Genomic DNA, 17,820 nt, shown 5'->3' with positions numbered 1-17,820 from the left:
GCGGCGCCCTCACCTGAGGCGGGGCGCCGTGGTCGTGGTCGGGGCAGGGGCCGGCAGGAGGGTCGTCACACCTTGCGCCAGCGAGCGTTGCACCAGGAGAAGGCGCCGAACGCGACCAGGCCCAGGGCGATCAGCGCCAGCAGCCAGGGCCCGGCGGGCATGTCCCGGAACGAACGCAGGGTGTCGTCCATCCCCTTGGCCTTGCCGGGCTTGTGCTGGACGGCCGCGATCAGGGCGAACACCCCCGCCACGGCGAAGACGACACCACGGGCCGTGCCGCCGACCACGCCCAGGACGTCGACGGTCTTCCGCATGGTGGGGGACATCTCGCCGGTGCGCAGGTGCTTGCGGAACTTCCGCATCACCGCCCGCGCCGCGATGTAGATGCCCGCCCCGATCACCACGAGACCGGCTGCCCCGACGATCCACTGGCCGCCGGGCCACTTCAGCGCCATCGCCGTCACGTCCTCGCTCTGCTTGTCCGAGGAGCCGCCGCCGCTGCTCTTCTGCCCGGCCGCGTAGGACAGCACGGAGTAGGAGACGAAGGCGTAGAAGACCGCGCGCGCCGCGGACATCGCCCGCTTCGACGCCTTGGAGCCGTCCGGACCGGCGCTGCCGACCACCGCCTCCGACAGCCGCCACAGCGCCATGCCGACCAGCGCCACACCGACGATCCACAGCATGGCGGCGCCGAACGGCTTCTCCGCCAGCTCGGCGAGCGCGCCGCCGCGGTCGGCCTGCTTCTTGCCGCCGCCACCGCCCAGGGCTATCTGAAGGGCGATGACGCCCACGAGCAGGTAGATCAGTCCGCGGGCCACGAAGCCCGCCTTCGCCGCCGCGGTCATCGCCGGGCTGTCGGCCGCTCGCCGGGCCTGCCCCCGACCGCGCTGTGCCAGAACGCTTGAGTCCATGACACACCCCATGCCCCGGCGTGTCCGCGTCACGCCCGAACGGGGCCGACATGCCAAGGTGGGGTGTGATCGACTCCGGCACGGAACCCTCCCGGCGGCGCCGCGGCCCCGGTTACCTCGGCGCCGCGGGCGTCTTCGCCGTGGGCATGATGGGCACCACACTGCCCACCCCGCTGTACGGGCTGTACCGCGAGCGCATCGGGTTCTCCGAGCTGATCGTGACCGTGGTGTTCGCGGTCTACGCGGTCGGCGTCATCGTCGCCCTGCTGCTGGCCGGCGGCGCCTCCGACGTGCTGGGGAGGCGGCCGGTGCTGGTCGTCGCCCTGGCGCTGTCGGCCCTCAGCGCGGTGTGCTTCCTGCTGGAGGGCGGGCTGCCGCTGCTCTGTCTCGGCCGTGTGCTGTCCGGGTTCTCGGCGGGACTGTTCAGCGGCACCGGGACGGCCGCCGTTCTCGACCTCGCGCCGCCTGGGCGCCGGGGGCGGGCCGCGCTCGCGGCGACGGCCGCCAACATGGGCGGGCTCGGGCTCGGGCCGCTGGTTTCCGGGCTGCTCGCCCAGTACGCGCCGTGGCCGCTGATCCTGCCGTTCCTCGTCCACCTCGGCCTGCTCGCCGTCGCGCTCGTCGTCACCCTGCTGCTCACCGAGACCGTCCACCACGAAGGGGCCCGGCCATCGCTGAGGCCGCAGGGCATGCGGGTGCCGCCCGAGGTGCGCGGGGTGTTCGGTCCGTGCGCGCTGGCCGCCTTCGCCGGGTTCTCCCTGCTCGGCCTGTTCACGGCCGTGGCGCCCGCCTTCCTCACCGAGACCCTCGGCGAGCACAACCTCGCGGTCACCGGTGCCGTGGTCTTCAGCGTGTTCTGCGCCTCCACCGCCGGACAGCTCCTCATGGGCCGCATCGGCCCCGGTGCCGCCCTTCCCCGCGGCTGCGCCGTACTCGCCGCAGGCCTCGTCCTGGTCGGCACCTCCCTCCTCGTGGAGTCCCTCCCCCTCCTCCTCGTCGGCGCCGTCACCGGCGGCGTGGGCCAGGGCATGGCCTTCCGCGCGGGCCTCACGGCAGTGGGCGCGGCGGCTCCCGAGGAGCACCGGGGCGCCACCATCTCCGCCTTCTTCGTCGTCGCCTACCTCGGCATCTCCCTTCCGGTCGTCGGTGTGGGCGCGCTGACGGTGGGGCTGGGGCTGCGGGGGGCCGGCATGGTGTTCACGGCCTGCGCGCTGGCGCTGGTGGTGGCGGTGGGGACGTGGGTGAGGCTGCATCCGCCGCGCACGCCGTGAACCCGGCCCGCGGAGGGTGGCCTCCGGGAACGACTCGACGTGGCTCTCGCGGCGCTCGACCGGCACGAGGAGGGCTGACCGGTTCAGGCCGGGGTGCGCACCGTCGTGGTCACCGCGACCTGGCACGGCATGCGCGGAGTCGAGCCGAAGCCGAAGCGGACGGGTGGGTCCACCGGGGCGAGTCGGCCCAGGTCCCGGCCCTCGAAGGTGGCCGTGGCCGCCGTGAGCCGGTGCAGGTCGCGGGCGCCGTACCACTCGTACCGGCCGCCTCCGGCGGACCCCCGTGTGCGCACCCCCATCAGCAGTCGGGCCACCGGGTCGGTCAGGGCGGCGAGGGCCGGCCGGGAGACGACCGGGCCCGCCAGGCGGAGCAGGGTGCCCAGGGCGCCCCGGCGGCCGACCGTGAAGCACAGGTCGAGCAGCGCACCGGACGTCACCGTCCAGCGGTCCCCGGCGATCCGCACCCCCACGGGGACGACCCGCACCTCGTCGAACACGTACGTCCCGGCGATGAAGTCGGCCACCTGCCGGCTCGGCGCCAGCAGGACGCGGTGTCCGTCGGCCTGCTCCACCATCACGTCGCTGAACGGGCCGAAGGGCGTGCGGGCCCAGTGCCCCAGGACCAGGCGGGTTCCGGAGGCCGTACCGACGCCGGTGATCCAGCCGTCGAAGCGGAGGTCGGCGAAGGTGCGCTCGGGTGCGGGCGGGGCGTCGGAGCCAGGGGGCGTCACGCGCAGACGGATGCCCCAGGCGGGAAGCGGTGAAACAGGTCAGACACCCGATGGGGTGGCCCGCGCGAGGATCTCGGCGGCGACGGCGAGCGCCGCGTCGCGGTCCTCGGGGACCAGTCCGATGCGGGTGCGGCGGTCCAGGAGGTCGGACGGGTCGAGGGCACCCTCGTGGCGGGCGGCCCACAGCAGTTCCGCGCGGGTGACCGGATGGCCGGGGAGCACCGGCTCGGCGAGCGCCGGGTCCCCCTCGGCCAGGGCGAGGACGGCCGGGGCCTCGGTGCCGTATCGGCGGACCAGCCGGGCGGGCGCGGGCAGGTCGCGCAGACGCTCCGGGGCGGCGGCGCCGACCAGGGGGAGTGCGGCGGTGGGGGAGGGTGTCCAGGACAGGCCGCGTGCGGTCACGGCCGCGTCCACCGCGTCCTGCGCCATCCGCCGGTACGTCGTGAGCTTGCCGCCGACCACCGTGACCACCCCGTCCGGCGAGGTCAGCACGGCGTGCCGCCGCGAGATGTCCGACGTGCGGGTCGAGTCGGGGGAACCCGGCACCGACGTGTCCAGCAGCGGACGCAGCCCCGCGAACGCGCCGTCCACCTCGTCCCGCCGCACCGGCGCGTCGAGCACGGAGCCCAGCACGTCCAGCAGGAAGCCGATGTCCGTCTCCGGCACCTCGGGCACGTCGGGGATCACGCCCTCGACCGGCTCGTCCGTGAGACCCACATAGGTACGGCCGTCGCCCTGCGGCAGCACCAGCACGAAGCGGTTCGTCTCGCCGGGCACCGGTATGTGCAGGCCGGCCGGGAGCGCGCCGAGGCGCTCGGAGCGCAGCACGAGATGGGTGCCGCGCGAAGGCCGTACGCGGAAGCCCTCGACCAGCCCTCCGGCCCACACGCCGGTCGCGTTGACGACGGCACGCGCCTTGATCTCCCCCTCCTCGCCGGTGAGTTCGTCCCGGAAGCGGGCTCCGGCGGGGCCGAGTTCCAGGGCGCGGACGCGGGTGAGCACGCGGGCGCCGTGCGCGGCGGCGGTGCGGGCCAGGGCGGTCACCAGACGGGCGTCGTCGGTCACCTTGCCGTCCCAGGACAGCAGGCCGCCGCGCAGCCCGGCCGCCCGCACCGAGGGCGCAAGGTGCCGGGCCTCCGCCGCCGTCAGCCGGCGCGGTACCGGCAGCACCTGGCGGGGGGTGCGGGCGGCCAGACGCAGCATGTCCCCGGCCCGGAATCCCGCCCACGCCAAGGACGCCTGCCCCCGAGAGACCAACGGGGTCAGCGGCAGCACGAAGGGCTGCGCGGCCACCAGATGCGGTGCCGTACGCGTCATCAGCACGCCCCGCTCGACGGCGCTCTCGTGCGCCACGTCGAACTGACCGGTCGCCAGATAGCGCAGGCCGCCGTGGATCAGCTTGGAACTCCAGCGGGAGGTACCGAAGGCCAGGTCGTGGGCGTCGACCGCGACCACGTCCAGACCGCGCGCCGCCGCGTCCAGGGCGACGCCCGCCCCCGTCGCGCCGAGGCCCACCACCAGCAGGTCAGCGGTGCCGCCCCCGGCCGCCCTGGCCAGCTCGCGGGTGCGGCGGGCGGCGTCGAGGGACGAACCCGGTGCCGCCGTACGGCCGGCGCGGTCGCGGTTGCTCATGGGGTGAGGGTCCTTTCCAGAAGGGTGCGCAGCTCGCCCAGGAAGGCGGCGGTGTCCAGCTCGGTGTCGTCCTCGTCGGTCATGGTGCGCAGCGACAGCGCGAAGGACTGCACCAGCAGCAGCACGGCACGGGCCTGGCGTCCGGGGTGCGTCACGCGTACCGAGCCGTCGGCGTGGCCCTCGCGCAGGGCGTCCGTCAGGAGCGCCAGCAGGGCCTCCTGGGTGGCGCCGCGCCGGTCGAGCACGTAGGGGAGCAGCAGCTCGGGATCGACGTCCAGGATCTTGTGGAACAGGGGATGGTCGCGGAACTCGGTCACGCCCGCGACCAGTCCGGTCACGATCCGGGCGCGTGTGTGCGGGCCCGCCGACGCGTCGGGCATCGCGCGGGTGGCCACCGCGAGCCACTCGCGGGTCATCAGGTCGCCCACCAGCGTGCGCAGATCGGGCCAGCGCCGGTACAGCGTCATCCGGGAGACCCCGGCGCGGCGGGCGACGTCCGCGAGCGTGGTGCGGCGGACACCTACGGCCAGGACGCAGTCGCGCACCGCGTCGAGCACGGTGTCGGCGTCCGAACGGTTGTGACGGATGGACGTCATGTGTAACAGTGTAACGCCCCGGCGGCCGGGGAGAGATGGCGCCGCACACACCGAACCGACCTGGTGAGGACGACCGTTCGATGGACATGCTGTGGAACGGCTGGGGCGACCCGGCGAAGGCGGCCCCCCTGCCCGACGCGGTGGCCGGGCTCCTGCACGACCTGCTCGGCGTCCGCCCGAGCCCCTCGGCTCCCGTCGCGCTCGACGAGCTCGAGCTGCCCGGCCCCACGCTGGCCCCGGCCGCCCTGAAGGACCTCGCCGACGCGGTGGGCACGGCGGACCACGTCCGCACCGACACCGGGAGCCGCGTCCGCCACATCAGAGGCAAGTCCACGCCCGACCTGCTGCGCATCCGCGCCGGCGACGTCACCGACGTACCGCAGGCCGTCGTCCTGCCCGCCTCACACGAGGAGGTGCTCGCCGTGCTGCGGGTCTGCGCCGCGCACGCGGTGGCGGTCGTGCCGTACGGCGGCGGCACCAGTGTCGTCGGCGGACTCGCCCCCGAGCGCGGGGAGTTCATCGCCCTCGACCTGCGCCGGATGGACGCCCTGATCGACCTCGACCCGGTCTCGCGCACCGCCGTCCTCCAGCCCGGTCTGCGCGGCCCGCGGGCCGAGGCCCTGCTCTCCGAACACGGTTTCACGCTCGGCCACTTCCCGCAGTCCTTCGAGTGGGCCACCGTCGGGGGCTTCGCCGCCGCCCGCTCCAGCGGACAGGCGTCCGCCGGGTACGGCCGTTTCGACGAGATGGTCCTCGGCCTCACCCTCGCCACCCCCGAGGGCACCATCGAGACGGGCCGCGCCCCGCGCTCCGCCGCCGGACCCGACATCCGCCAGCTCGTCCTCGGCTCCGAGGGCGCCTTCGGCGTCATCACCGCCGTCACCGTCCGGGTACGGCCCCGGCCCGAGCAACGCCTCTACGAGGGCTGGCGGTTCGCCACCTTCGCCGAGGGCGCCGCCGCGCTGCGCAGGCTCGCCCAGGACGGGCCCCGGCCCACCGTGCTCCGGCTCTCCGACGAGACCGAGACCCTGGTCGGTCTCGCCCAGCCCGACGCCATAGGTGCCGCCCTCGCCGACGGCGGCACCGGCTGCCTCGCCGTCACCGGCTACGAGGGCACCCCCGCCGACACCGCCCGGCGCCGCGAGGAGGCGGCCGCCGTCCTGCGGGAGTGCGGGGGCACCCTCGTCGGCACCGAACCCGGTGAACGCTGGGCCGCGGGCCGCTACGAGGCGCCCTACCTGCGCGACTCCCTCCTGGACGCCGGCGCCTTCGCCGAGACCCTGGAGACCGCCGCTTTCTGGTCCCGGATACCCGAGCTGTACACCGCCGTGCGCACCGCCCTCACCGACACCCTCACCGCCGCCGGCACCCCGCCCCTGGTCATGTGCCACATCTCCCACGTGTACGAGAACGGCGCCTCCCTCTACTTCACCGTCGTCAGCGCCCAGGGCGAGGACCCGCTCACCCACTGGACCCCGGCCAAGCACGCGGCCAACGAGGCCGTACTCGCCGCGGGCGGCACCATCTCCCACCACCACGGTGTCGGCACCGACCACCGCGACTGGTACGTACGCGAGGCCGGGCCACTCGCCGTCGACGCGCTGCGCGCCGTCAAGGCCCGGCTCGACCCCGCCGGGCTCCTCAGCCCCGGCGTCCTGCTCCCCACCGACTGACCGCGCCCGGAGGCACACCGATGCGAGAGTTCACCGCCGTGGTCAACCCGACCGCGGGCGCCTCCACCGGGGCCGCCACGCTGCTCCAGGTGGCCCGGCACCTGCGCGAGGCCGGCGCCACCCTGGAGACCGAGTACAGCCACAGCCTCGCCCACGCCCGCGAGACCGCCCTGCGCGCGGGGGAGAACGGCCGCGTCGTCCTCGCCGTCGGCGGCGACGGCATGGCCGGCGGCATCGGGGGAGCACTCAGCGGTACCGGCGCCGTGCTGGGGCTCGTACCCGCCGGGCGCGGCAACGACTTCGCCCGCGCCCTCGGCCTGCCCGCCGACCCCGCCGCCCTCGCCGGAATCCTGCTGCACGCGGAGCCCCGCCACGTCGACACCGTCGAGGTCGAGTCCGCCGTCCACCCGCGCACCGTCGTCCTCGGCAGCGTCTACGCCGGGGTCGACGCCCTCGCCAACCGGTACGCCAACCAGTCCCGCCTGCTGCGCGGCGCCGCCTCCTACTACGCGGGCGGACTGCGCGCCGTGGCCACCTGGCGCGCCGCCGACTACCGGATCACCGTCGACGGCGAGGAACAGCGGCACCGCGGCTACACCGTCGTCGCCGCCAACTCGCCCTACTACGGCTTCGGCCGCGCCATCGCCCCGGCCGCCGAACTCGACGACGGCCTCCTCGACGTCGTGCTGATACACGAGGCCCCGCGCCGCCTCTTCTTCACCCTCATGAACGAGCTGAAGACCGGCGCCCACCTCCGCCGCCCCGAGGTCCGGGTCCTGCGCGGCAGGGAACTGCGCATCGAGGCCGACCGGCCCGTCCCGTACGGAGCCGACGGCGAGGTGGAGGCCACCCTCCCCGTCACCGTCCGGGTCCGCCCCGCCGACCTGGCCGTGTTGGCCCCCTCCCCGGAGCCCGAGGGCACGAAGCGGTAACGTCTGGCAACCGCGACCGTGTCGACAAGGTCTGGACCGGCATGAAGATCTCTTTCCTGCTCCACAACGCGTACGCGATCGGAGGGACGATCACCACGACCTTCAACCTGGCCGGAGCCCTCGCCGAACGGCACGACGTGGAGATCGTGTCCGTACTCCGCAGCCGCGAACGGCCCCCGCTCACCCTCGACCCACGCGTCCGGCTGCGCCCCCTGGTCGACCTGCGCGATGAGCAGGACCACCCGGCGCACCGCGAACCCGCGCGGGTCTTCCCGGCCGCCGAGGGACGCCACCGCGAGTACAGCAGGCTGACCGACGAGCGGATCGCCGCCCACCTCACCGGCACCGACGCCGACGTGGTCATCGGCACCCGGCCCGGCCTCAACGTCCACCTCGCCCGCCAGGCACCCGACCGCGTCCTCCGCGTCGGCCAGGAGCACCTCACCTGGGACCACCACTCGCGCCGGCTGCGTACCGTGCTGCGCCGCGCCTACCGCGACCTCGACCTCGTCACCACCGTCACCGAAGCCGACGCCCGCGCCTACCGGCGCGGCACCTGGCTCCCCGGCGTCCGCGTCGAGACACTGCCCAACAGCGTGCCCGACCCCGAACTCCCGCCCGCCGACGGCGACTCCCGGCTGATCGTCGCCGCGGGGCGGCTCGGACCGGTGAAGGACTACGGCACCCTGATCCGCGCCTTCGCACACGTCGCCGCAGCCCACCCCGACTGGCGGCTGCGCATCTACGGCAGAGGCGAGGAACGGGACCGGCTGCACTCCCTCATCCAGCGGCTCGGCCTCAGCGACCACGCCTTCCTGATGGGCGCGGCCGTACCGATGGAGTCCGAGTGGGTCAAGGCGTCCATCGCCACCGCCTCCTCCACCTTCGAAGCCTTCGGCATGACCATCGTCGAGGCGATGCGCTGCGGACTGCCCGTCGTCAGCACCGACTGCGCCCACGGCCCCGGCGAGATCATCCAGGACGGCGTCGACGGACGGCTCGTACCGGTCGGCGACCCGGACGCCTTCGGCGCGGCCCTGCTGGACCTGGTCCGCGACGGCGAACGGCGCCGCACCATGGGCAAGTCGGCCCTGGAGAACGCCCGCCGCTACGCCCCCGAGGCAGTGGTGGCCCGCGCCGAACGCCTGCTGGCCGAGGCTCTGGCCGCCAAGCGGACGGGAGAACGGCCGCCCGGCCAACCGGGCGCCGGGCGCCGCCGGCTGACGGCCGCCGGGCAGAGCGCCCACGACCTGGCCCACACGGCCGCCGCGAGCGCCCTCCGTACCGTGCGGGGGTGGCGCCGATGAACTCCGTGACGCGCGCGACCTGTGTGGTGGACGCCGACGGCCGCCTCACCTTCATCCTGCCCCCGCCCGCCGCGGACTCCGCGCACCTGCTCCTGCGGGCCCGGCCGCGCAAGGGCGTCCCCGACCCCGCCGCGCGCCTGCTCCCGCTGGAGGCCTCCGGCGACGGGCGCGCCCGCGCCGTGCTGGAGCCGCTGCCCGCGCTGGAGGAGGGCCGCTGGGACGCCTTCCTGGTGCGCGAACCGGGTCTTGAGCCGCAGCAGTTGACCTCCGGCCCGCTGGATCTGCGGGTCCTCGTGGACGGCGCCGGTGCGGACCGGCCGTCCCCGGTGGCGGTGCGCATCCCGTACCGGGCGCTGGACGGCTTCCTGGCCGTACGGGCCTGGCTGCGCCCGGCGCACGCGGAGGCCGGGACGATAGAGGTCGGCGACAGGGCCACCACCGTCACCGCCCGCCTGCACGGCACCGACCTCGGCGAGGACGCCGTCGTACGGCTGCGCGGACGGCGCAGCCGCGAGGAGCGCACCCTCGGCCCGAGCGTCGACGCGGACCACCGGGGCTTCAGGTTCACCGTCGCCCACGCGGACCTCACCGGCGTGGACGTCCGCTACTGGGACGTCCACGTCCTGCCCGCCGCCGGCGCTGCCCCCGTACGGGTGGGCCGTGTCCTGGACGACGTGGCGGACCGCAAGCACTCCTTCGTGTACGCGGCCGCGTCAGACGGCGGCCGACTCGTCCGCCCCTACTACACGGTCGACAACGACCTCTCCTTCGAGGTCACCGACGCGGGATGAGCCCGTTTACCGGCAGGGCCCGGCACAGCGGTGCCGGACCCTGCCGGTAAACGAACCGGGTCGTGAGCGGCGGTCCCGGCCGCGTACTCGTCCATCGCGCAACCGCCCTCGCAGACGCCCCCGGCGAACCCGCCGACCCGCACCGGCGCGGTGATCCCGGTGGGCGTCGAGCACGGCTCTGCCATAGGTCGTGGCCGCGATCCGGAGCCCCGGGTCAGGGACCAGCCTGCGGCGGGTGTGATCACCGCGTTCACCGTGGCCGACCCGTGATGCGAGAACGGCCCTACCAGTTGGATGAGTTGTGACGCTGATCTCGGGCCGTGCGCATCACACCGGGCTACGCAGGACTACGCCGACACACACCTGGCGATCGCCGGGCTGGTCTCCGATCGATCCAGTCAACGGGTAATTTGCTGCAGGACGGGCACAGAACCGGTCCGGCAGTCGGCTGATCACCTCCAGCCGACCCGCCAAGGGCCTGTCCGGCGGATCAGGGAGCGGCGTCGGATGCGGTGCATCGCAAGGCGGAGGGTCGCCCGCATACCGGGCGTGTGCGGGCGACCCGACAACGCCGCGAGGCGCCACAGCCGTCGTCGCGCGCCCGCAGAGGAGCGCGGGACTGCCCATAGAGTGGATCCTCCCACGCCACCGCCGCAAGCCGTCATCGCAGGACCCGACCCCGCGGCACGCGCCACGGCCCGACAAGCCGCCCGCGCCCGAGCGGCACACACTGGCTCCCGAGGCGAGGACGACCCCGGCCCGGAGCCCGAGAAGAGGAACAACACCATGGGACGAGTGACCGTGCGGCGTCGAGTGCTCCGCATCCGCGACGGCGCGTCCTCGCACCGCCCGGACACCCTGGCCGCCGAGGAGCCGATGGAGATCCGCGTCGGCGGCCGGCCTCTCACGGTGACCATGCGCACCCCCGGCGACGACTTCGACCTCGCGGCCGGCTTCCTGGTCAGCGAGGGCGTCGCGCACGCCGGGACCGATGTCGCCGGCATCCGGTACTGCCTGGGCGCCACCGACGACGGCAGCAACACCTACAACGTGGTCGATGTCGTCCTCGGACCCGGCGTCGAGGCCCCCGACGCCTCCCTGGAGCGCAACTTCTACACCACGTCCTCCTGCGGTCTGTGCGGCAAGGCCAGCCTGGACGCGGTACGCACGGTCGCCGCCTGGTCCGTCGCCGAGGACGAACTGCGCGTGAGCCCGAAGACGCTGGCGACCCTGCCGGAGAAACTGCGCGCCGCCCAGAAGGTGTTCGACAGCACCGGCGGCCTGCACGCCGCCGGGCTCTTCTCCTCCGACGGCGAACTGCTCTGCCTGCGCGAGGACGTGGGACGCCACAACGCCGTCGACAAGGTCGTCGGGCACGCCCTGCGCTCCGGGATGCTCCCGCTGCGGGGCTGCGTCCTGATGGTCAGCGGGCGGGCCTCGTTCGAACTGGTGCAGAAGGCCGTCATGGCCGGCATCCCGATGCTCGCCGCCGTCTCCGCCCCGTCCTCGCTCGCCGCCGATCTCGCGGCCGAGAGCGGCCTCACCCTGGTCGGCTTCCTGCGCGGCGACTCGATGAACGTCTACACCGGCGCCGAACGCCTGGAAGCCCAGCCCGTCGTCTGACCCCCCGGTGGCCATGTCCGGAACGGGCGCGGCCACGGCCCGTGCCACGCCGGTTGAAGCGCGGGGCCGCCCGGCAGCCGCTCCAGGGCGCCCGCCACGTCCGTATGCTGCATCCGGTCCGTCGGCGCTCAAGGCTCTTGCCGTGTGCGGCGTTTTCAGGAACGGATCTCGATCGGACGCCGGCCGGCCTTCCGGGATCTCGGCAGCCGGACGGTCAGGACACCCTTGAGGAGATCGGCCTGTACGCCCTCGAAATCCACCTCCACGTTCTCGCGGGGAACGCCGGTGATCCGGCGCGGACCGGATGCGCGCCGCCCGTGTCCGTCCACCACGGGATCGCGTCCGGCCCACCAGGCCGACCGCGCACTGCCCGCACGTCCACTCATGTCCGGACTCCTCATTTCCTCGCGCGCATGTGAAGGAGTGTGCACAACAGGCTCGGCAGCGGCAGCGAGACACCGGAAAACGGGTGGGGAAAGCCCGGAAAACCCTTGGGAGAGCTCGTTTCCCCCCGGGTTGCGAGGCCCTGTGCATCGCGATTCAGTGAAGACCTGATCCGTCGCGTACCAGGAGCTGCCATGTCGATGTCGTTCGGCTCACCGTTCGGTTCCTCCGACCCTTTCAGTGATCTGCTGAACCGATTCTTCGGCATGTCGCCGGCGTCATCGCCCCCTGCTGTGCAGCGAGTTCCCATTGGCCGGCTGCTCACCGAATCCTCGTGGGAACTACTCAACCTGGCCGCGCAGAAGGCCGAGGAGGACGGTACCTCCGACCTGGACACCCAGCACCTGCTGTGGGCCGCGACCAAGGTCGAGCCCAGCCGCCGCATCCTCGCGCAGGCCGGCGTCGACCCCGACAAGCTCGCCCGGACGATCAGTGAGGTGCTGCCCGGCGAGTCCGGCACACCGTCCGCCGAGCCGGGCCTCACCCCGGCCGCCAAGCGCACCCTCGCCGACGCCTTCGCCCAGTCCCAGGCGGCCGGAAACTCCTACATCGGCCCGGAGCACATCCTCGCCGCACTGCTGGACGACGCCGACTCCGGGGCCGGGCGTCTGCTGTCCGCCGAGGGCGTCGACGGGCGGAAGCTGGCCTCGCGCACCGAGCAGGCCGCCCGCCAGGACCGGGGCCGTCCGGAGGGCGGCCCCACCAGCACCCTGGACGAGTTCGGCCGCGACCTCACCGAGGAGGCCGAGCAGGGCAAGCTCGACCCGGTGGTCGGACGGGCCGACGAGATCGAGCAGACGGTGGAGATCCTCTCCCGCCGCTCCAAGAACAACCCGGTCCTCATCGGCGAACCCGGCGTCGGCAAGACCGCCATCGTCGAGGGACTCGCCCAGCGCATCGTGACCGGTGACGTCCCCGACACCCTGAAGGACAAGCGTGTCGTCGCCCTCGACATGTCCGGCCTGGTGGCCGGCGCCCAGTACCGCGGCCAGTTCGAGGAGCGGCTGAAGAAGGTCATCGAGGACGTCCAGGCGTCCGAGGGCGACGTCATCCTCTTCATCGACGAGCTGCACACCGTCGTCGGCGCCGGCGCCACCGGCGAGGGCTCGATGGACGCGGGCAACATCCTCAAGCCCGCTCTCGCCCGCGGCGAGCTGCACGTCGTCGGCGCGACCACGATCGACGAGTACCGCAAGTACGTCGAGAAGGACGCCGCCCTCGAACGACGCTTCCAGCCCGTCATGGTGCCGGAGCCCAGCGTCGCGGAGACCGTGCTCATCCTCGAAGGGCTGCGTGACGCCTACGAGGCCCACCACCGGATCCGCTACGAGGACCCCGCGCTCGAAGCCTGCGCCGCGCTGTCCGACCGCTACATCACCGACCGCTTCCTCCCGGACAAGGCCATCGACCTGATGGACCAGGCCGGAGCGCGGGTCCGGCTGCGCAGCGCGGCCCGTTCCACCGAGGTCGTCGCCCGCGAGGACAAGATCGCCAAGCTGCGGCGTGAACTGGACGAGGCCGTGTCCGGCCAGGACTACGAGAGGGCGAACGAGCTCAAGGGCAGGATCGCCGAGGTCGAGGGCGAACTCGCCGGGATCGAGGAGCGCCGCGAGGGCGTCGTCACGGTCACCCCGAACGACATCGCCGACATCGTCTCCCGCCGTACCGGCATCCCCGTCTCGCAGCTCACCGCCAGCGAGAAGGAGCGGCTGCTCAAGCTGGAGGAGGAGATGCACGCCCGCATCGTCGGGCAGAACGAGGCCGTCACCGCCGTCTCCCAGGCGGTGCGCCGCAGCCGCGCGGGCATGGGCGACCCGGACCGCCCGGTGGGCTCGTTCCTCTTCCTCGGCCCCACCGGTGTGGGCAAGACCGAACTCGCCAAGGCCCTCGCGGAGCTGCTGTTCGGCGACGAGGACCGCATGATCCGCTTCGACATGAGCGAGTTCCAGGAGAAGCACACCGTCTCCCGCCTCGTCGGCGCGCCCCCCGGGTACGTCGGCTACGAGGAGGCCGGACAGCTCACCGAGAAGGTCCGCCGCCAGCCGTACAGCGTGGTGCTGTTCGACGAGATCGAGAAGGCGCACCCGGATGTGTTCAGCACTCTGCTCCAGATCCTGGACGACGGCCGGCTGACCGACGGCCAGGGCCGCACCGTCGACTTCCGGCACACCGTCATCATCATGACGTCGAACATCGGCGCCCATCTGATCCTGGCGCACCAGGGCGACGTGTCCGAGATCAAGGACGACCTGCTGGAGGAGCTGCGGGGCCGGTTCCTGCCGGAGTTCCTCAACCGGATCGACGACATCATCATCTTCCACGGTCTCACCGAGGACGACCTCTCCGAGATCGTGGACCACCTGCTGGACCAGAGCCGGCGCCGGGTGACGGCGCAGGGAATGCACCTGGAGGTCACCGAGGCGGCGAAGAAGCTGCTGATCGCCCACGGTCACCAGCCGGAGTTCGGCGCGCGTCCGCTGCGCCGCACGATCCAGACCGAGCTGGACAACCGCATCGCAGAGCTGCTCCTCAGCGGCCAGGCCGATCCGGGGGACACGATCGTCGCGGATGTGCGGAACGACTCGCTGCACGTCACCGTGCGCAAGGCGGACGAGAAGGAGTCCGAGAAGGACGACGGGGTCGCGGGGGAGAGGGCGGCGGCCGAGAAGACCGCGTCCGGCGGCAGGAGGAAGGCCGACTCGAAGGACGCCTAGGGTCTTTCGTCCGGATCAGGCCGGACCCCGCGAGCCCGGCATGATCCGGACGGGAGGGCCTGGGCCAGGCAGGACTCACGGCGGCAAGGAGAACCCCCATGGCCCACCACCACAAGTCCAACAAGAACGTCGAGGGCGACCCCCGTCGCGGACACGGGCGCGGGCTGCCCCGCCGCCCCGACGACACCGAACTGCAGGAACGCACCCAGCAGGACCGGCGTGACGTCGGCCTGCCGGTCCGCAGGCAGGAGAGCCCGGAGCGGATCCACGAGCAGGAGAGCGCCGAGGTCCACCGCCAGGTCGAAAGGGGCGAGGTGGAGGCGGGTGACCTGACGCGCCGGCAGCGCGAGCAGGAGTACCCCTTCCCGCCGTCCCACTACGACAGCTGACACGCGGAAGACGACGCCGGGCGGACCGGGCACCCACGTCCGGCCCGCTGGCGCGACGTCCGCTCTCAGCCCTGACTCAGCCCTGACCGCCGGGGGTGCCCAGGGAGACGACGACCGCAGTGGCCTCGCCCTCCGGCGTGTCGTAGCCGACGGTGTCGCCGGGAGCGCGGCCGAGGAGCGCGCGGCCCAGCGGGCTGTCGGAGGTGACCAGCCTCGGGTCACGGGGGTCGGCGATCTCGCCGATGTGCAGGGTGTCCGTGGTGCCGTCCGAGAACCGGACGGTGACCGTCGTGCCCATGCCGACCTTGTCGGTGGGTGCCGGTCCCGCGATGCCGGCCTGGCGCAGCCGCTCCTCGATCCGGTCGATGCGCTCGTCCAGCCGGTTGAGCTGATCGGCCCGCTGGATCTCGTCCGCCTGGTCGGCGCGGTCGCCGACCTCGTCGGAGTCCTTCAGCGTCGCGGCGACCGTCCTCCGCTCCTCACGCAGATCGGACAGTTCCCGTGTCAGCGCCTCGCGTGCGTCGGCGCTGATCGGCTCCGGACCACCGGTCATCCCTGCTCCAGTGCTACAGAAGGAAGTGCTGGACACAAGGCACCTTACTGGTGTGATCCCGGCACCGGGAGAACCTCGGGCACCCAGGGGCGCGGCAGCACCCGGCCCTCCAGCGTGTACAGGGCGGGGAACGTCGTGCTCCGCGCGGGATCACGGGTCACCCCGAAGACGACCGGAGCGTCGGCCTACCAGGTTCCGGCCATCGGCGGGTGCTCCTCACCCCGGCGGCGGGCGCGCCCCGTTCCCGGACTTTTCGTCCGCGCCCCGGACCTGGCGCGCGAGCCGGGGCGTGCGCCCCGGCGGCCGTGCTCGGGGGGATATCCGCATGTATGGTGTCCGGACCGCGGGGCAGGAGATCATCCGTCCCCGCACCGAACGTGTCCGACCACGCCAGAAGGAGGCCCGCATGTCCTCGAAGCGACGCCGGAAGAAGAAGGCCCGCCGCAAGAACGGCGCCAACCACGGCAAGCGGCCCCAGTCCTGAACGACGGCCGTACCGGGCCCGGTCACCCCACCAGGGGGCGACCGGGCCCGGCCCGTTCTCCGGCTTCCCGCATCCGGCTGCGGCCCCGGCCGGCCCGGAGCCCGGGCCCGGAGGGCTCCGAGGTCCCCGCGACGCCACCAGTCCCGCTTGCGGACCCGCAGCAGACCTCCGGAGCGGCGGGTGGTCAGCCGGGCTGCGGCACCATCCGGTGCAGGCCCCGGCGGTCGTAGTAGCGGGTCGCCGCGAAGCCGAACGCCAGGGCCACCACGAAGCCGATCGCGATCATCGTCCAGGCGCGTCCCAGCCCGGCGTCGGCACGGGCGTCGAAGTAGAGGATGGCCCGCACCCCGGCCGCAAGCTGGCGCATCGGCTCGAAGGCGCCCAGGAACCGGTAGAAGCCCGGTACCGCCTCCAGCGGCACGGTGGCGCCGGAGGACGGCAGCGCGAACGCGATGAAGACGAACATCGACACGAGCTGGCCCAGGCTGCCGAAGGCCGCGTTGATCGCCTGCACCCCGAGCCCCACCGTCAGCACCGCGCAGTACGAGAACACCCACAGCAGCCCCGGGTGCGGGGCGTCCATGCCGAGCACGACGATCGTCGCCAGCATGATCAGCGAGGTGGTGAGCAACGAGAGGCCGGCCGTCATCACGATCTTCAGCACCAGCGTCTGGGTCCAGTCGATGTGCACCGTCGGGCGCCGCGAGTGCCACGGGCCGATCTCGGTGTCGGCGTAACCGAGCCCGCTGTCGACGCCGTTGTGGATGATGTTGCCGCCGATGAACCCGGCCAGCACCAGCAGCAGCGCGTAGTAGAAGGCACTCAGCCCCAGCCCGCTGTGCGCGCCGATGGGATGGCCCACCCGGGTCCGCACCTCCACCGGATCGGCGATCAGCACGCGGGTAGCCGCTCCCGCCCGCTTCACCGCGGGGGACGCCGACAGCTGCCTGCCGACCGCGACCGACACCTCGTGCGCCGCGTTCTGCGTGATCCGGCCCGCCAAAGAGGAGGCCAGGCTGCCGGCGCCGGGGTTGGTCAGCACGGACAGTACCGGACGGGACTTCGCGTCCGGGGTGGCCAGCGCGCCCACGGTCGCCGTGAAGTCCGCCGGGATCACCAGGGCGCCGTACACCCGGCCCGACGCCAGCTCGTCCCGTGCCTTCGCCCATGTCGTCGGGCGCCAGCGGACCCGGTCGTCGGCTGAGCCCGAGGAGAGGACGGCGCGGGCGGCCTGCGTGCCGACGTTGGCCCGCTGCCCCGGCAGCGGCTCACCCGTGTCCTGGTTCACCAGCGCCACCGGCATCCGGTGCAGGCTGCTCTCCGGGGTGAGGATGCCGCCCATGTAGAGCAGCGACAGCACCAGCGCGACCAGCGAACTGAGCACGGCCGGCATCAGCCACAGCTTCCACCGCCCCAGCAGCTGCGCCGCGCTCACCCCCGGTCCGGACGCGTGCGGGGACATCCCGGAAGCCATACCACTCCAAGAGGTGCAGTCGGCGGCAACCGCCGAACGGGCTGCGGCGCCCGTACCAGCGCGTTCGGCCGCCGGACCGCACCGCCTGCGGACGCAGGCCGACGATAGATCGCGGACACCGAAACGTCCCGCCACCACACCGGCCGGCCGTTCACGACGACCGGCACGGACGGACCTTGCCGGGCCCCTTCCGGCCGACCCGCCCACGCCGGGGTGCACCTCACCCCGGCGGCCCGGCCTGGTCCCGGCGCGACGGGCCGGGCGGCGCGTCCCGTGATCGCATCCGGCCCCGTTC

The 17,820-nt window shown here is 73.4% G+C and carries 16 protein-coding genes; 9 read left to right on the top strand and 7 right to left on the bottom strand.

Annotation, left to right across the window (positions count from 1 at the left end; genetic code table 11):
• Nucleotides 1-65: 65 nt before the first annotated feature.
• Nucleotides 66-911 carry a DUF1206 domain-containing protein gene (locus tag ACWCV3_RS22925; protein ID WP_451227190.1) on the bottom strand — a complete coding sequence of 282 codons (846 nt, stop codon included), beginning with the start codon at nt 909-911 and terminating at the stop codon, nt 66-68.
• Nucleotides 912-961: 50 nt separating this feature from the next.
• Here ACWCV3_RS22925 and ACWCV3_RS22920 point away from each other — a divergent pair, with 50 nt between their 5' ends.
• On the top strand, nt 962-2,182 hold the full coding sequence (locus tag ACWCV3_RS22920; RefSeq protein WP_451227187.1) for an MFS transporter: 1,221 nt from the start codon (nt 962-964) through the stop codon (nt 2,180-2,182).
• An 83-nt stretch (nt 2,183-2,265) separates the two neighbouring features.
• On the opposite strand, the gene ACWCV3_RS22915 is transcribed toward ACWCV3_RS22920, so the two are convergent.
• Genes ACWCV3_RS22915 through ACWCV3_RS22905 form a run of 3 tightly spaced genes read right to left on the bottom strand, consistent with a single transcriptional unit; the run spans nt 2,266 to nt 5,141 of the window.
• The gene (locus ACWCV3_RS22915; protein ID WP_451227184.1) at nt 2,266-2,913 is read right to left on the bottom strand and encodes a hypothetical protein; all 648 of its coding nucleotides are present in this window, start codon (nt 2,911-2,913) and stop codon (nt 2,266-2,268) included.
• A 39-nt stretch (nt 2,914-2,952) separates the two neighbouring features.
• Nucleotides 2,953-4,545: a glycerol-3-phosphate dehydrogenase/oxidase gene (locus ACWCV3_RS22910; RefSeq protein WP_451227182.1), complete on the bottom strand. Its 1,593-nt coding sequence runs from the start codon at nt 4,543-4,545 to the stop codon at nt 2,953-2,955.
• Nucleotides 4,542-5,141, bottom strand: a complete 600-nt coding sequence (locus ACWCV3_RS22905) for a TetR/AcrR family transcriptional regulator (protein ID WP_451227179.1) — start codon at nt 5,139-5,141, stop codon at nt 4,542-4,544. Before ACWCV3_RS22905 ends, ACWCV3_RS22910 begins: the two co-directional genes overlap by 4 nt.
• Nucleotides 5,142-5,221: 80 nt before the next feature.
• On the opposite strand from ACWCV3_RS22905, the gene ACWCV3_RS22900 reads away from it, so the two are divergent.
• The 5 genes from ACWCV3_RS22900 (at nt 5,222) to fdhD (ending at nt 11,467) form a co-directional block, all read left to right on the top strand.
• Entirely contained in the window at nt 5,222-6,814 is a 1,593-nt protein-coding gene (locus ACWCV3_RS22900; RefSeq protein ID WP_451227176.1) for an FAD-binding oxidoreductase, read from the top strand.
• Nucleotides 6,815-6,834: 20 nt separating this feature from the next.
• Complete coding sequence (locus ACWCV3_RS22895) at nt 6,835-7,746, top strand: YegS/Rv2252/BmrU family lipid kinase (RefSeq protein ID WP_451227173.1); 912 nt, start codon at nt 6,835-6,837, stop codon at nt 7,744-7,746.
• Between the two features lie 41 nt (nt 7,747-7,787).
• Nucleotides 7,788-9,053 carry a glycosyltransferase family 4 protein gene (locus ACWCV3_RS22890; protein WP_451227170.1) on the top strand — a complete coding sequence of 422 codons (1,266 nt, stop codon included), beginning with the start codon at nt 7,788-7,790 and terminating at the stop codon, nt 9,051-9,053.
• Nucleotides 9,050-9,844, top strand: a complete 795-nt coding sequence (locus ACWCV3_RS22885) for a transferase (RefSeq protein ID WP_451227167.1) — start codon at nt 9,050-9,052, stop codon at nt 9,842-9,844. Before ACWCV3_RS22890 ends, ACWCV3_RS22885 begins: the two co-directional genes overlap by 4 nt.
• Before the next feature lie 786 nt (nt 9,845-10,630).
• Complete coding sequence (gene fdhD / locus ACWCV3_RS22880; RefSeq protein ID WP_451227164.1) at nt 10,631-11,467, top strand: formate dehydrogenase accessory sulfurtransferase FdhD; 837 nt, start codon at nt 10,631-10,633, stop codon at nt 11,465-11,467.
• Between the two features lie 155 nt (nt 11,468-11,622).
• Here the strand turns inward: fdhD and ACWCV3_RS22875 are convergent, their stop codons facing one another.
• Entirely contained in the window at nt 11,623-11,853 is a 231-nt protein-coding gene (locus tag ACWCV3_RS22875) for a hypothetical protein (protein WP_451227161.1), read from the bottom strand.
• Between the two features lie 192 nt (nt 11,854-12,045).
• Between ACWCV3_RS22875 and ACWCV3_RS22870 the strand changes: the two genes are divergently transcribed.
• Both ACWCV3_RS22870 and ACWCV3_RS22865 read left to right on the top strand, forming a co-directional pair.
• Nucleotides 12,046-14,625, top strand: coding sequence for an ATP-dependent Clp protease ATP-binding subunit (locus ACWCV3_RS22870; RefSeq protein ID WP_451227158.1), 2,580 nt, complete (start codon nt 12,046-12,048; stop codon nt 14,623-14,625).
• A 98-nt stretch (nt 14,626-14,723) separates the two neighbouring features.
• Complete coding sequence (locus ACWCV3_RS22865) at nt 14,724-15,014, top strand: hypothetical protein (protein WP_451227155.1); 291 nt, start codon at nt 14,724-14,726, stop codon at nt 15,012-15,014.
• 76 nt (nt 15,015-15,090) lie between these two features.
• Here the strand turns inward: ACWCV3_RS22865 and ACWCV3_RS22860 are convergent, their stop codons facing one another.
• Complete coding sequence (locus ACWCV3_RS22860; RefSeq protein WP_451227153.1) at nt 15,091-15,567, bottom strand: GreA/GreB family elongation factor; 477 nt, start codon at nt 15,565-15,567, stop codon at nt 15,091-15,093.
• 406 nt (nt 15,568-15,973) lie between these two features.
• Here ACWCV3_RS22860 and ACWCV3_RS22855 point away from each other — a divergent pair, with 406 nt between their 5' ends.
• Nucleotides 15,974-16,051 carry a 50S ribosomal protein bL37 gene (locus ACWCV3_RS22855; RefSeq protein ID WP_370454205.1) on the top strand — a complete coding sequence of 26 codons (78 nt, stop codon included), beginning with the start codon at nt 15,974-15,976 and terminating at the stop codon, nt 16,049-16,051.
• Between the two features lie 184 nt (nt 16,052-16,235).
• Here the strand turns inward: ACWCV3_RS22855 and ACWCV3_RS22850 are convergent, their stop codons facing one another.
• Nucleotides 16,236-17,525: a YhgE/Pip domain-containing protein gene (locus ACWCV3_RS22850; RefSeq protein WP_451227150.1), complete on the bottom strand. Its 1,290-nt coding sequence runs from the start codon at nt 17,523-17,525 to the stop codon at nt 16,236-16,238.
• Between the last annotated feature and the right edge of the window lie 295 nt (nt 17,526-17,820).

The sequence above is a fragment of the Streptomyces sp. NPDC001781 genome, assembly GCF_053596035.1.
This window is presented reverse-complemented; position numbering and strand designations above follow the sequence as displayed.

Bases quoted from the DNA above. Each gene is read 5' to 3' on its own strand.
- ACWCV3_RS22855 (WP_370454205.1), top strand. From the start codon at position 15,974: ATGTCCTCGAAGCGACGCCGGAAGAAGAAGGCCCGCCGCAAGAACGGC.
- ACWCV3_RS22860 (WP_451227153.1), bottom strand. From the start codon at position 15,567: ATGACCGGTGGTCCGGAGCCGATCAGCGCCGACGCACGCGAGGCGCTG.
- ACWCV3_RS22920 (WP_451227187.1), top strand. From the start codon at position 962: ATGCCAAGGTGGGGTGTGATCGACTCCGGCACGGAACCCTCCCGGCGG.
- ACWCV3_RS22900 (WP_451227176.1), top strand. From the start codon at position 5,222: ATGGACATGCTGTGGAACGGCTGGGGCGACCCGGCGAAGGCGGCCCCC.
- ACWCV3_RS22925 (WP_451227190.1), bottom strand. From the start codon at position 911: ATGGACTCAAGCGTTCTGGCACAGCGCGGTCGGGGGCAGGCCCGGCGA.
- ACWCV3_RS22890 (WP_451227170.1), top strand. From the start codon at position 7,788: ATGAAGATCTCTTTCCTGCTCCACAACGCGTACGCGATCGGAGGGACG.
- fdhD (WP_451227164.1), top strand. From the start codon at position 10,631: ATGGGACGAGTGACCGTGCGGCGTCGAGTGCTCCGCATCCGCGACGGC.
- ACWCV3_RS22910 (WP_451227182.1), bottom strand. From the start codon at position 4,545: ATGAGCAACCGCGACCGCGCCGGCCGTACGGCGGCACCGGGTTCGTCC.
- ACWCV3_RS22870 (WP_451227158.1), top strand. From the start codon at position 12,046: ATGTCGATGTCGTTCGGCTCACCGTTCGGTTCCTCCGACCCTTTCAGT.
- ACWCV3_RS22905 (WP_451227179.1), bottom strand. From the start codon at position 5,141: ATGACGTCCATCCGTCACAACCGTTCGGACGCCGACACCGTGCTCGAC.
- ACWCV3_RS22875 (WP_451227161.1), bottom strand. From the start codon at position 11,853: ATGAGTGGACGTGCGGGCAGTGCGCGGTCGGCCTGGTGGGCCGGACGC.
- ACWCV3_RS22895 (WP_451227173.1), top strand. From the start codon at position 6,835: ATGCGAGAGTTCACCGCCGTGGTCAACCCGACCGCGGGCGCCTCCACC.
- ACWCV3_RS22850 (WP_451227150.1), bottom strand. From the start codon at position 17,525: ATGGCTTCCGGGATGTCCCCGCACGCGTCCGGACCGGGGGTGAGCGCG.
- ACWCV3_RS22865 (WP_451227155.1), top strand. From the start codon at position 14,724: ATGGCCCACCACCACAAGTCCAACAAGAACGTCGAGGGCGACCCCCGT.
- ACWCV3_RS22885 (WP_451227167.1), top strand. From the start codon at position 9,050: ATGAACTCCGTGACGCGCGCGACCTGTGTGGTGGACGCCGACGGCCGC.